Raw genomic sequence first — 12315 nt, 5'->3', positions numbered from 1 at the left:
CACTCTTCGGACGAAGAGTGTTCACGTCCAAGAGTTTTCGCCCGAAAACTCTTCCGGATCCCGCGCCCGGCCATGTTCACGCCTGGCCTTCGGTCTTCTCGTCGCCCGGGAGCACGTATTTCGCACCCTCCCACGGCGACATGAAATCGAATTGCCGATATTCCTGGACCAGCGTCACCGGTTCGTAGACCACGCGCTTGCGCTCCTCGTCGTAGCGCACCTCCGTGTAGCCGGTCGTCGGGAAGTCCTTGCGCAGCGGATAGCCACGGAACCCGTAGTCGGTCAGGATGCGGCGAAGGTCAGGGTGGCCCGAGAACAGGATACCGTACATGTCGAAAGTCTCGCGCTCGAACCAGTTGGCGCTGGGGTGCACCGGCACGATAGAGGGCACCATCTCGTCCTCGCGCACCGAAACGCGCAGCCGGATACGGTGGTTCTGGTACATCGACAGGAAGTGGTAGACCACGTCGAACCGCTTCGGCCGTTCCGGGTAATCGACCCCGGTGATGTCGACCAGCGTCGAGAACCGGCATGTCGGGTCGGTCTTCAGGAAGTCCACGAAGCCGCGGATGTTCGACGGGGCCACGTCGACGTTCAACTCGCCATGGGTCACATCCCAGGCGACCACGCAATCCGGGCGCTTCGTCGCGATGTGATCGCCCAGTTCCTTGAGTGCCTGCACCATTCGCTTACACCTTTTCCAGAGCGTCGACGGCAACCACCGCGCGGCGCACCTCGCCCAGGACATTGCCCTGCCCGGCTTCGTACCAGACGCATTGTGCCGCCGTCAGGGCGGCGTTCTGATCGCTCTGCCCCACGGTTTCCACAGTCATCACGACGCTGCCCGAAATAAGCTGGACCTTGTCGCCCGGTTTCACGTCTGCCATCTCGTCTTCCCTTCTCGCTCCCGCGGCGGGTCCGCCCGGAAGCCCTGACTCTCTTCGTCCCGGCCGGTCCCCGGGGCCATGCGCCCGGTCAGACCGCCGAAAACACCGCCTTCAGCGCACCAGCGTTCCTGTGCGGCGGATCTTCTTCTGCAGTGCCATGATGCCGTACAGCAGCGCTTCGGCTGTCGGCGGGCACCCGGGCACGTAGACGTCGACCGGCACCACGCGGTCGCAGCCGCGCACCACGGAGTAGGAATAGTGGTAATAGCCGCCGCCGTTCGCGCAGGAACCCATCGAGATCACGTAGCGCGGTTCCGGCATCTGATCGTAGACCTTGCGCAGCGCCGGCGCCATCTTGTTGGTCAGCGTGCCCGCGACGATCATCAGGTCCGACTGGCGCGGGCTGGCGCGCGGTGCCGTGCCGAACCGCTCCAGGTCATAGCGCGGCATCGAGGTGTGCATCATCTCCACCGCGCAGCACGCCAGACCGAAGGTCATCCAGTGGAGCGAGCCGGTGCGCGCCCAGTTTATGATGTCCTCCGTCGAGGTCAGCAGGAAACCCTTGTCCTGCAGTTCGCGGTTCAGATCCTGCGTGGCCACCTCACGGTCGACGCCCGCAGTGTTCGCTCCGGTCATCACTCCCATTCCAGGGCCCCTTTCTTCCATTCGTAGGCGAAACCCGCCGTCAGCACGCCGAGGAACACCATCATTGCCCAGAACGCCGTCATCGAGATGTGCTGGAAGGCCACGGCCCACGGGAACAGCATCGCGATCTCGAGGTCGAAGATGATGAACAGGATCGACACGAGGTAGAACCGCACGTCGAACTTCATCCGCGCGTCATCGAAGGCGTTGAAGCCGCATTCATAGGCCGACACCTTCTCCGGATCCGGGTTCCGCACGGCGACGAGGATCGCGGCGAAAATGAAAACGAGTCCGATGACGATGGCGATGGCCAGGAACACAAGGATGGGAAGATATTCCCGCAGCATCTCTTCCACGAGGCAGCTCCTCATAAACGGGGGGCGCGCCACGCGCGGGAGGCGCGCGCCGCGTGTCATGTCGTGACTTATCCGCACCGACCGGCAGGGTCAACAAGGCCGCGCCATATTCGGTAGAATGGAAACGATCCGCCGCAGGTGCAAAACGGCACGAATTTTCCCGCCTGCGCAATGGCCTAGTGCCGGGTGCACGGCTCGATCCCCGGTTCCCGCCCTGCCCCGCGCGGATGGGTCGCGCCCAATCCTGCGCCAGTCCTGCGCGGGAACAGGCCGGCGGTCGAGCGCGTTGGGCCATCAGTGCGCCCCAGGCAAACCATCCATCCTGCTGACCGGAGGCCCCCTCGCATGCCCCTCGATTCCTCGCCGAACCGCGCCCGCCTCTACCGCATGTCGACGCCGGATCACCTCTGCCCCTTCGGACTGAAAACGAAGGCGCTGCTGGAACGCAAAGGTTACGAGGTCGACGATCATCTCCTGACGACGCGCGAGGAAACCGACCGCTTTCTGGAATCGCACGACGTTGAAACGACACCGCAGGTCTACATCGGCGACCGGCGCATAGGCGGGTACGAAGAGACGCAGCGCGAACTCGGACTCACACCCGCCGCCGACATCGAGAAGAGCTATACCCCGGTCATTGCCATCTTCGGCATGGCCGCTCTGATGGGGATGGCCATTGGCTGGACCGGCGGGCTTGGCTGGTCGGGCACGTTGCGCGCGATGCTGGCCACCGCCATGGCGCTGCTTGCGGTACAGAAACTGCGCGACATCGAGAGCTTTTCGACGATGTTCCTGAACTACGACCTGCTGGCCCGCCGCAAGGTCGAATACGCCTATGTCTACCCCTATGCCGAGGCGCTGGCCGCCATCCTGATGCTCGCCGGTGTCCTGCCCTGGCTCTCCGGTCCGCTGGCCCTGTTGATCGGCACCATAGGCGCGGTGTCGGTGGTCAAGGCCGTCTACATCGACAAGCGCGACTTGAAGTGCGCCTGCATGGGCGGATCGTCCAATGTGCCTTTGGGTTTCGTGTCGCTGACCGAGAACCTTGTGATGGTCGGCATGGGTGTCTGGATGCTCGCGACACTGGTCTGAGACGGCCCCGTCCTAGCCGCCGGGCAGGCACCGCATCATGAGGGCCGAGACCTCTGTCCAGGCCGCGGCGGGATCGAATCCGGGACGCAGGATATCGACACCCGCCTCGCCCCGTCCTTCCATGTAGGTCACGGCGTGCTGCGGTGGGCCCTTCTCTTCGAACAGTTTGCAGACCTCGGCGCTGAAGGCGGCCTTGTCCATGGTGCGCAGAAAGGCGGACTGCGCGGACATCGCCTGTTCGCCCGCCTGATCGCCGAACGCCTTTGCCACCTCGGCGTGCACGCTGCGCGCCGCCGGGTCGCCCACCCGCATCGCATCGAAGAACATCATCGCGGCGGCCACCGCGTGAAAGCGGATCGCCCCGCCGTAGTCTTCCTGCTCAAGGCACCCAAGCGCGATGCCGAACTGGGCCGGGGGCGGCGCGGTCCAGTCCACTTGGGCCATCGGACGGCAGGGCGTGGCGGTCAGTGCCACAGGCTCTTGCGCGATGGCGGGCACAGCGCCCAGAACAAGCAGCGCGGCTGCCAAACCGATGTTTCGACACATACCGATTGTCCCCTTCCTACCCATGCCACGCGCCCTGCGCCGGTTCGGCCAAACGGGCAACCGGGCCCCTGCGTCACTTGCAGCCGGCCCCAGACCCGCAGATCGCCTCCCTGCCGTGTCGCAGGGAAATATGGCCTGACCGTGGCGCTCCGCAGGTGTTCCTGGACAAGCCGTGCCTCGCCCCTTGTCGGACCCGCACCCTTATCCGGCCAGCGTCATCGCCATCACGTAAAACGCCAGCGCCGCCATGACGGCGGTGACCGGAAGCCAGACAGCACGCTCCTCCTCCGATGGCGAGAGGCCGCTGAGCACGGCCACGGCAAAGCTTGTGCCGAAGGCGACCCACCCGGTCCACAACGGCCATGCCAGCCCGGGGAACCCCGCCGCGCTCACGATGGCAAGCCCCTGATACAGGTGCACCGGAACCGAGAGCGCCGCCGTCAGCCGCCCCGGCCAGGGCAAGGCGCCGCGATGCCTCCCACCCTGCGTCCATGCGCCAAGCGGCAGCCCGCCGATCAGCGCCACCTGGAAGAAGACCATGGCGAGGCATCCCATCCCGTAGAGTTGCGCAAGCTGCGCCGTCATCCTCGTGTCCCTTCGGCTTGCCGTGGCGCCCTTCGCGTGCGCGCCGACCCGACGCGCCGCCCGTCACGACACACGGCCAGCTCCCCGCCTATCCTTCCGCCCAGGGCGCGGGGCGCTTGTCGAAGAAGGCCGCAATGCCCTCCTGCGCCTCGGCCGTCTCCCAACGTGCCGCCAGCGCGTCGACAGCCATCTCCACATCGTCCCGGCGCACACCGCCCGACAAACGGCGCAACAGGCGTTTGGCGTCCCGCAACGCCCCCGGCGCGCAGGAGAGGTAGGGCGCCACCTCTGCCTCCACGGCGGCGTCGAGGTCCTCCGCCGGGACCGCGCGGGAGAGCAGGCCCAGCGACACCGCTTCCGCCGCGTCGAACACCTTGCCGTTCATGAAGATGCGCGCGGCAGAGCTCGCACCCATCCGGGCGATGACGTACGGCCCGATGTTGGCCGGGATCAGACCCAGCTTCACCTCGGTCAGTGCCAGTTTCGCCGTCTCCACCCCGATGGCTGCGTCACAGACGGAGATCAGCCCGATCCCGCCCCCGAAGGCATTGCCCTGCACCCGTCCGATCAGCGGTTGCGGCAGATCGTGCAACGCGCCGAGCGCCTCGGCAATCCGTGCGGATTCGCGCCGCCGGGCGTCCGGCGCCATGCCGAACTGTTCGCGCATCCAGGCAAGGTCGCCCCCGGCGCAGAAGGTCGGGCCCTCCGCCTCCAGCACAACGACGCGCACCGCCTCGTCGGCCGCCAGTTCCTGTGCGGCGCGGACGATCTGCGCCATCATCTCCGCCGACATGGCGTTGTGCTTCGCCGCCCGCGCCAGGACCAGCCGCGCCACGCCGCGCATTTCGCGCACCACACGAACCTCTTCCATCACTCCTCCTCCTGTTCCTGCATGTGTCCCGCCACGCACGACGTCCCGGATCGTCGCCCGGCCCATTGTACCGCATCCCGGGGGTTTCATGCCGCCCGCATCGACCGCGCCAGCCGGCCTGCCTCGGCAAGGATCGCCGCGTCCAGCCCGGTCTCGAACCCCTGCGCCGTGACGAAGTCATGCACCGCCTCGGTGGCCACGTTGCCCGCGGCGCCCGGCGCGTAGGGGCAACCGCCAAGCCCGCCCACCGCCGCATCGAACACCCGCAGGCCGCGTTCGATGGCGACGCCGACGTTTTCCAACGCCCGCCCGCTCGTGTCGTGGAAATGGCCCGCAAGCCGGTTTGCCGCCATCTCGTCCAATACCACGGCCAGCATCGCATCCACTGCCTCCGGCGTGCCGCGCCCGATGGTATCGCCCAACGAGACCTCGTAGCAGCCCATGTCGCGCAACGCCGCCACCACCCGCGCCACGTCCTTGGGCGCCACAGCACCGTCGAAGGGGCATTCCACCACGCAGGACACATAGCCCCTGACCGGCACGCCCGCCTCCCGCGCGGCCTCGCAGACCGGCACGAACCGCGCCAGCCCCTCGTCGACGGAGGCATTGATGTTCGCGCGCGAGAACCCTTCCGAGGCCGCGCCAAACACCGCCACCTCGTCGGCCCCTGCCGCCAGCGCCCGCTCCAGCCCCTTCATGTTGGGTGTCAGGGCGGCGTAGGACACGCCCGGCGCGCGCGCGATCCGGTCCAACACGTCGCCGCTGTCCGCCATCTGCGGCACCCATTTAGGCGACACGAACGACGCACACTCGATCCGCCGGAACCCCGCTCCGGAGAGCAGGTCCACCAGCGCCACCTTTGTCTCCGTGGCGATCATCCGTTTTTCATTCTGCAGGCCGTCGCGCGGCCCCACCTCGAAGATCTCGACCCTGTCGGCCATGTGCTCTCCTCCCGTTTCCATCCGCCGCGCCGCAGGCGCCCCGAGGTCACGGCCCGAAGGCCGGGGCCGAGACACCCTGTGCGCCGCAAGGCGCGCCTTTCAACAACTGGCCCGGCCAACGGCATCCCGGCGGCCAACAGGCCTCCGACCGTCTCAGACCTCCGGCACCGGGTAGAAGTCCTGCGTGTAGAACCGCTGTGCCCCTTCCCGGTCCACGGCCCGCCGGTACGCCTCCCGCGCTTCCATCCGCGCCTTGTAGGCCGCGAGCCTGGGGAACTCCTCCAGCTTCACGTAGTAGGGTGCCGCAAACAGGTTGAACCCCATCATGATGTCCGCCGCCGAGAAACCGCCCTCCAGCAGCCAGTCACCGGAAAGCCGCGCCTCCATCCCCTTCAGCGTCTGCCGCAGCCGCGCCACGGTCAGCTTCACCACCACCGGGGACGGCTTCGCGGGCGGGCGCAGGAAGACCATCTGCAGGTTCAGGTTCTCGATCAGGCTAGCCTGGGTCTCCGCAAAGTGGATCCATTGCAGGTAGGCCGCGCGCTCCGCGTCCCCGGGCGCCCGGCCCAGTTCGGGCGCGTAAGTCTCCACGAGGTGCTCGACGATGGCGCCGGATTCGGACATCTCCAGCCCGTCCATCTCGATCGCCGGGATGCGTACGGCGGGCGACACCCGCGCCAGCCCGCTCTCTGCCATCTCGCGCGTGCCGATCCGGTGCTCGACGATCTCCAGCCCGCCAAAGCGCTCCACGCCGATCTCTTCCAGCAGCCACAGCACGCGGAAAGACCGCCCGTACTGTACGTGATGCAACCTGATCAAATCCGTCCCTCCCTCAGGAACCAAAGGCCAAAGCCCGTGTGTTCGTAGTGCTGCCCCATCTCCGGCAGCTCCTGCCGCGCCAGCATCGGCCAGGCGTCCAGCACGTCGCGCAGCCGACCCGTCCGCGCCGTCTCGAACCGGCAGGCGCCGCACCAGACCGCGATGTTGCGGTCCAGTTCCGCCGCCACCGTGTAGGCGGCGTTCGGATCGGCCTGCACTTCGGGACACATCATCACCGGCGTCGCCTCCGGCAGATCGGCAAAGGTCACTCCGCCTCCTCCATGACCACAAGCGCCGCCCCGGCCTCCACCTGGTCGCCCTCGGCCACCAGCACCTCGGCCACCACCCCGTCGGCCGAGGCGGTCAGCGTGTGCTCCATCTTCATCGCCTCAAGCACGGCGAGCCGGTCGCCCGCCGCGACCTCCTGCCCGACGCGCACATGGACCGAAACGACGCGCCCCGGCATCGGCGCCAGAGCCGCGCCCGCCGCCGCGCCCTCCGCCTGCTGTGCCAACGGGTCGATGACCTCGAAGCTCACACCGTAGTCGGCAAAGACCGTCACTTGCGCCCCGTCGACGAACACCCCGCCGCCCGCCGCGCCATCGAAGGTCCAGCCCGATGCGCCTCTGAGGCACTCGACCTCGATCCCCCCGACCGACACCAACGCCGAGCCTGCCGACCGGACCATGACCCCCAGATCCTGCCGGTCTTCGCCGCGCGACAGCACGATCCGCTTCCACGCAGGCGACCAGAGGCAAAAGCCCGTCTCCCACCCCTGCGCATCGAGCAAGCCCATGGCCCCCAGCGCCGCCTCCGCCCAGACCGCAGGCCCCGGTTCCGGCACCGTCACCAGCGCGTCGAGGTCACGCGCGATCAGCCCGGTATCGACCTCTCCGCGCCCAAACCCCTCGTGCTCTGCCAGCGCACCAAGGAAGCCGAGGTTGGTCACTGTCCCCGCGACGCGCGTGGCGCGCAGGGCAGCGGCGAGTTTCCTGAGCGCCACCGCACGGGACGGCCCGTGCACCACCAGCTTGGCGATCATCGGATCGTAATGCGGGCTGATCTCGTCGCCCGCGCGCACACCGGTTTCGGCGCGCACCCCTGCCGGGAACCGCAGCTCCGCCAGCCGACCGGTCGCGGGCAGGAACCCCGCCGGTACGTCCTCCGCGTAAAGCCGCGCTTCGAAGGCATGGCCCCGGATTGCCAGATCCTCCTGCCGGGCGGGCAGGCTCTCTCCGGCGGCGACGCGGATCTGCCACTCGACAAGATCGACGCCGCAGATCTCCTCCGTCACCGGGTGTTCCACCTGAAGGCGCGTGTTCATCTCCATGAACCAGAAGCCGTCGGCGCGCAGACCGTCCGCCCCGTCCACGATGAACTCCACCGTCCCGGCCCCGCTGTAGCCGATCGCCTCGGCGGCGCGCACGGCAGCCTCGCCCATCGCGGCACGCACGTTCTCCGGCATGTCCGGGGCGGGCGCCTCCTCGATCACCTTCTGATGGCGCCGCTGGAGCGAGCAGTCCCGTTCGAACAGATGTACAGCACGGGTGCCGTCGCCGAAGACCTGCACCTCGATATGGCGCGGCTTCTCGATGAACTTCTCGATCAGCACGTCGTCGTTGCCGAACGCACCGCGCGCCTCCGCCTTTGCGCGTTCCAGCGCGTCGATGAAGTCCTCTGCCCGGTCGACGCGGCGCATCCCCTTGCCGCCGCCGCCCGCCACGGCCTTGATAAGCACCGGGTAACCGACCGTCTCCGCCTCCGCTTCCAGGTGGCCGGGGTCCTGGTCGCCGCCCATGTAGCCCGGAACCACGGGTACGCCCGCCTCCTCCATCAGCCGCTTGGCAGCGTCCTTCAAACCCATCTTGCGGATCGCGTCCGCCGAGGGGCCGATGAAAACCAAGCCCGCCGCCTCGACCTCGGCCACGAAATCGGGATTCTCCGACAGGAAGCCATAGCCCGGGTGGATCGCCTGCGCGCCCGTCTCCCGCGCGGCGGCAATGATCCGGTCACCCCGCAGGTAGCTTTGCGACGGCGCCGCCCCGCCGATGCAGACCGCCACATCTGCCATGGCGACATGCAGCGCGTCCGCGTCCGCCTCCGAGTAGACCGCCACACACCGCAGACCCATGGCCTGCGCCGTCCGGATGACCCGACAGGCGATCTCTCCCCGGTTCGCGATCAGGATCGTGTCAAACATCTTCATTCCCCCCGCAGCCCCTGCACGCCCGATTGTTTCCGTTGCGTCACGGCAGCCGATCTGGCAGCGTATCCTAGTATTTCAGTTCTTCGGCCAGTTTGTCCCGGCCAGGATTTCCCGGGCTCCGCGTGGCCCGCAGACCAAGGAATATTGCCATGTCCGGCCAGTACCGTCTCACCGGAACGCTGACAGAAGCCCAGGCGGACCTTTTCTACGAATTCGGTTTCTCCCTGAACATCCTGCTCGACGTTTCGCACGCCATCCGTGTCCGCACGATTCGCGCCGACCGGCCCAAGGACCCGATCATCACAAAGCCGATCGAACTCGACTGCCAGATGGAGAAATTCGGCACCACCCAAAAATACACCCGATTTCTGCGGGCCTGCGCTGCGCTGGGGGCGGCCTCGCCGCTCTACAACTTCGGCCAGCAGCTTCAGGCCGAAGGCGCCAAGGTCGACCTGCCGCCCAACAAGCAACTTGAGGCGGTGATCGGCAAGAGCAAGATCAAGCTGGAGTTCCCCGACTTCGACAACAGCATCGCGGCGCTCGACCAGCTTGTCGCCGGCACCGAAGCGGCCAATGCCGTACTGGCGGCGCGCGCAGCGGACGAGGACGCCTTCGACGCCCTCCAGCCCGCGGTGCGCAGTTCGATGGGCATGTTCGTGCGCAAGAACAACCTTCAGTTCAAACGGCACGGGGCGGCGGAAGGCGCGCCGCGCACCGCCTATCGCGGCTGACGCGGGACCGAAGCGCGGACCGCCGGCATACCGCAGATCGGCACGCCGCCGGTGGCCAACGCCCGCAGGACACTGCCTGTGCACGCGCACCTCCGTCACATGCGGAAGACGCCGAACCGCGTCTCCTCCACCGGGGCGTTCAGCGCGGCGCGCAGCGACAGGGCCAGCACGGCGCGCGTCTTGCGAGGATCCATCACCCCATCGTCCCAGAGCCGGGCCGAGGCGTAGAGCGGATGCGACTGGCGTTCGAACATCTCCAGCGTCGGGCGCTTGAAGTCCGCCTCCTCGTCCTCCGACCACACACCGCCCGAGCGCTCAATGGCATCGCGCTTGACCGTCGCCAGAACGCCTGCCGCCTGCGCGCCGCCCATCACCGAAATGCGGGAGTTCGGCCAGGTCCACAGGAACCGCGGCTGGTAGGCCCGCCCCGCCATGCCATAGTTGCCCGCGCCGAACGACCCGCCGACCAACACGGTCACCTTCGGCACGCTGGTCGTGGCCACCGCCGTCACCATCTTCGCCCCGTGACGCGCGATTCCCTCGTTCTCATATTTCCGGCCCACCATGAAACCGGTGATGTTCTGCAGGAACACCAGCGGGATCTTCCGCTGTGAACAGAGTTCGACGAAATGCGCGCCTTTCTGCGCGCTCTCGGAGAACAGGACCCCGTTGTTGGCGACGATGCCCACGTCCATGCCGTGGATCTGGGCAAAGCCGCAGACCAGCGTCTCGCCGAAGCGCGGCTTGAAAGCGTCGAACCACGACCCGTCGACCACCCGCGCGATCACCTCGTGAATGTCGTAAGGGGTGCGCAGGTCCGCGGGCACGGCGCCCAGGATCTCCTCCGGATCGTAATCCGGCGCGGCGCCCCCCAAAGACTTTTCGACGAAAAGTCTTTCCGTCGCAGAGTTTTCCTCGAAAACTCTGCCCAGCGAACGCACCGCCCGCCGCGCCAGGACCAGCGCATGGGCATCGTCCTCGGCGAGGTAGTCCGCCACCCCCGACAACCTGGTGTGCACATCGCCCCCGCCCAGGTCCTCGGCGCTGACCACCTCCCCGGTCGCGGCTTTCACCAGAGGAGGCCCGGCCAGAAAGATCGTCCCCTGCTCCTTCACGATGATCGACACGTCGGACATGGCCGGGACATAAGCGCCGCCCGCCGTACACGACCCCATGACCGCGGCGATCTGCGGGATTCCCTTGGCCGACATCCGCGCCTGATTGTAGAAGATCCGGCCGAAGTGGTCGCGGTCCGGAAAGACCTCGTCCTGGTTGGGCAGGTTCGCGCCGCCCGAATCCACGAGGTAGATGCACGGCAGGCGGCATTCCTCGGCGATCTCCTGCGCCCGCAGATGCTTCTTCACCGTCATCGGGTAGTAGGTGCCGCCCTTCACCGTGGCGTCGTTGCAGATCACCATGACCTGCCGGCCCTCCACAAGGCCGACCCCCGCGATCACACCGGCGCAGGGCGCTGCGCCATCGTACATGCCATGCGCCGCCAGCGCGCCCACCTCCAGGAACGGAGAGCCCGCGTCGAGCAGTCCCGCCACGCGCTCCCTTGGCAGCATCTTGCCCCGCGACAGATGGCGTTCGCGTGCCTTCGCACCGCCGCCCGCCGCCGCCAGAGATGCAGCCTCCGATATTTCTGCCAGTGCGGCCAGGTGTGCTTCCCTGTTGGCGCGGTACGTCTCCGACCCCGTCAGGACCGCCGATTGCAACCTCATGATGCGTCTTCCTCCCCAAGGGCGCGCCCAGCCACGACCACTGGCCGCCGCCGCGCCTCGAACCCGTTCCAGACCGTCGATACCCCGATCCCCAGCGCCACGATCACCAGGAGCAGTCCGCCGAGCTGCCACGCCCCCAATCCCCAGCCCGTCGCGGCCCTGAGCGCCGCCAGCAAACCGCCGCCGAGGATCGCCACCAACAGCACGCTCGCGACGATGCCCTTCGGATCGCGGGCGTTTTCCTCCAGCCGCAGCGGCACGGCACAGCCCGGACAGGGGATGACCTCCGCCCCGTCGCGCTGCCAGACCCGCCGGCTGCCCGGTTGCGACACAAAGAGCGGCTGCAAGGTGTTGCAGTCCGGACAGCGCCGGTCCGCCAGCCGCGACGTCAGGTCAGTCATCCTCCGCCTCCCGCGCACGCGGGCGGCGGGGCGGCGGCGCTTCGGCCCATCCGGCCGCCACCGCTGTCTCTGCCACCCCCAGGAACCGCGCAAGTTGCCAGGCAAGGATCGCGTCCCGCAGCCGGTTGTTCGCTTCCCATGCCGTACACCACGTGCCACGCTGGGGAATGTCGCCGTCGCAGTCGGGTCCGGCCGAGATCCCTTGCGCCAGAGCGTAGGCGCGCGGATACAGCGCCTGTTCGAAGTCGCCGCCCTTGCCCTCGACCTCCTCGGGCGGGGGCAGCGCGGCGCGGATCTTCTCCGCCAGCGCTTCTTCCTCCGCCGCCAGTTTAAGCTGGCACGCCTGCACCTCTTCCAGCGTCGGCTTCCGATCGCAATGGACAAAGCCCACCGATCCGCAATAGCCGGTTCCACGGGTGTCTCCGATCTCGAACTCCTGCGCGTCGGGCATCTCGTTCAGCCGTTTCAGGGCGCGTTCGTAGCGCGCCGCCTCCTCGTCCATGCACGCCCC

General features: G+C 67.7%; 16 protein-coding genes. 2 read left to right on the top strand and 14 right to left on the bottom strand.

From position 1 onward, the window contains the following. Positions 1–76 precede the first annotated feature (76 nt). The 4 genes from ABFK29_RS09860 to ABFK29_RS09845 form a co-directional block, all read right to left on the bottom strand. The gene (locus ABFK29_RS09860) at positions 77–685 is read right to left on the bottom strand and encodes an NADH-quinone oxidoreductase subunit C (protein ID WP_005857468.1); all 609 of its coding nucleotides are present in this window, start codon (positions 683–685) and stop codon (positions 77–79) included. 4 nt (positions 686–689) lie between these two features. Then, positions 690–887: a hypothetical protein gene (locus ABFK29_RS09855; protein WP_005857466.1), complete on the bottom strand. Its 198-nt coding sequence runs from the start codon at positions 885–887 to the stop codon at positions 690–692. A gap of 111 nt (positions 888–998) precedes the next feature. Continuing rightward, positions 999–1523: a NuoB/complex I 20 kDa subunit family protein gene (locus tag ABFK29_RS09850; protein ID WP_005857464.1), complete on the bottom strand. Its 525-nt coding sequence runs from the start codon at positions 1521–1523 to the stop codon at positions 999–1001. Then, positions 1523–1888 carry an NADH-quinone oxidoreductase subunit A gene (locus ABFK29_RS09845; protein WP_005857462.1) on the bottom strand — a complete coding sequence of 122 codons (366 nt, stop codon included), beginning with the start codon at positions 1886–1888 and terminating at the stop codon, positions 1523–1525. Before ABFK29_RS09845 ends, ABFK29_RS09850 begins: the two co-directional genes overlap by 1 nt. A gap of 345 nt (positions 1889–2233) precedes the next feature. On the opposite strand from ABFK29_RS09845, the gene ABFK29_RS09840 reads away from it, so the two are divergent. After that, positions 2234–2980 (top strand): MauE/DoxX family redox-associated membrane protein, encoded by a 747-nt coding sequence (locus ABFK29_RS09840; RefSeq protein ID WP_005857460.1) that lies wholly within the window; start codon positions 2234–2236, stop codon positions 2978–2980. 12 nt (positions 2981–2992) lie between these two features. On the opposite strand, the gene ABFK29_RS09835 is transcribed toward ABFK29_RS09840, so the two are convergent. The 7 genes from ABFK29_RS09835 to ABFK29_RS09805 all read right to left on the bottom strand — a co-directional run bounded on the left by ABFK29_RS09835 (position 2993) and on the right by ABFK29_RS09805 (position 8942). After that, complete coding sequence (locus ABFK29_RS09835; protein ID WP_005857459.1) at positions 2993–3526, bottom strand: hypothetical protein; 534 nt, start codon at positions 3524–3526, stop codon at positions 2993–2995. A 201-nt stretch (positions 3527–3727) separates the two neighbouring features. Further along, the gene (locus ABFK29_RS09830) at positions 3728–4111 is read right to left on the bottom strand and encodes a hypothetical protein (protein ID WP_005857457.1); all 384 of its coding nucleotides are present in this window, start codon (positions 4109–4111) and stop codon (positions 3728–3730) included. 88 nt (positions 4112–4199) lie between these two features. Beyond that, positions 4200–4982 carry a crotonase/enoyl-CoA hydratase family protein gene (locus tag ABFK29_RS09825; protein ID WP_005857455.1) on the bottom strand — a complete coding sequence of 261 codons (783 nt, stop codon included), beginning with the start codon at positions 4980–4982 and terminating at the stop codon, positions 4200–4202. Between the two features lie 86 nt (positions 4983–5068). Beyond that, entirely contained in the window at positions 5069–5923 is an 855-nt protein-coding gene (locus ABFK29_RS09820; protein WP_040604358.1) for a hydroxymethylglutaryl-CoA lyase, read from the bottom strand. A 153-nt stretch (positions 5924–6076) separates the two neighbouring features. Next, on the bottom strand, positions 6077–6742 hold the full coding sequence (locus tag ABFK29_RS09815; protein WP_040604357.1) for a glutathione S-transferase family protein: 666 nt from the start codon (positions 6740–6742) through the stop codon (positions 6077–6079). Continuing rightward, complete coding sequence (locus tag ABFK29_RS09810) at positions 6739–7011, bottom strand: hypothetical protein (protein WP_005857449.1); 273 nt, start codon at positions 7009–7011, stop codon at positions 6739–6741. The genes ABFK29_RS09815 and ABFK29_RS09810 overlap by 4 nt, the downstream gene beginning before the upstream one ends. Beyond that, the gene (locus ABFK29_RS09805) at positions 7008–8942 is read right to left on the bottom strand and encodes an acetyl/propionyl/methylcrotonyl-CoA carboxylase subunit alpha (RefSeq protein ID WP_040604412.1); all 1935 of its coding nucleotides are present in this window, start codon (positions 8940–8942) and stop codon (positions 7008–7010) included. The genes ABFK29_RS09810 and ABFK29_RS09805 overlap by 4 nt, the downstream gene beginning before the upstream one ends. 155 nt (positions 8943–9097) lie before the next feature. Here ABFK29_RS09805 and ABFK29_RS09800 point away from each other — a divergent pair, with 155 nt between their 5' ends. Continuing rightward, positions 9098–9679: a hypothetical protein gene (locus ABFK29_RS09800; RefSeq protein ID WP_005857444.1), complete on the top strand. Its 582-nt coding sequence runs from the start codon at positions 9098–9100 to the stop codon at positions 9677–9679. Between the two features lie 95 nt (positions 9680–9774). On the opposite strand, the gene ABFK29_RS09795 is transcribed toward ABFK29_RS09800, so the two are convergent. Genes ABFK29_RS09795 through ABFK29_RS09785 form a run of 3 tightly spaced genes read right to left on the bottom strand, consistent with a single transcriptional unit; the run spans position 9775 to position 12306 of the window. Beyond that, positions 9775–11403 carry a carboxyl transferase domain-containing protein gene (locus tag ABFK29_RS09795; protein ID WP_005857442.1) on the bottom strand — a complete coding sequence of 543 codons (1629 nt, stop codon included), beginning with the start codon at positions 11401–11403 and terminating at the stop codon, positions 9775–9777. Next, the gene (locus ABFK29_RS09790) at positions 11400–11804 is read right to left on the bottom strand and encodes a hypothetical protein (RefSeq protein ID WP_005857440.1); all 405 of its coding nucleotides are present in this window, start codon (positions 11802–11804) and stop codon (positions 11400–11402) included. The genes ABFK29_RS09795 and ABFK29_RS09790 overlap by 4 nt, the downstream gene beginning before the upstream one ends. After that, a complete protein-coding gene (locus tag ABFK29_RS09785; RefSeq protein ID WP_005857437.1) occupies positions 11797–12306 on the bottom strand; it encodes a hypothetical protein in 510 nt (169 codons plus the stop codon). Before ABFK29_RS09785 ends, ABFK29_RS09790 begins: the two co-directional genes overlap by 8 nt. Positions 12307–12315 lie beyond the last annotated feature (9 nt).

It is taken from the genome of Sagittula stellata E-37 (genome assembly GCF_039724765.1).
In the GTDB taxonomy this organism is placed as follows: Bacteria; Pseudomonadota; Alphaproteobacteria; order Rhodobacterales; family Rhodobacteraceae; genus Sagittula; species Sagittula stellata.
Note: the sequence above shows the minus strand (reverse complement) of the source record. Positions and strands in the feature narration are given on the sequence as shown.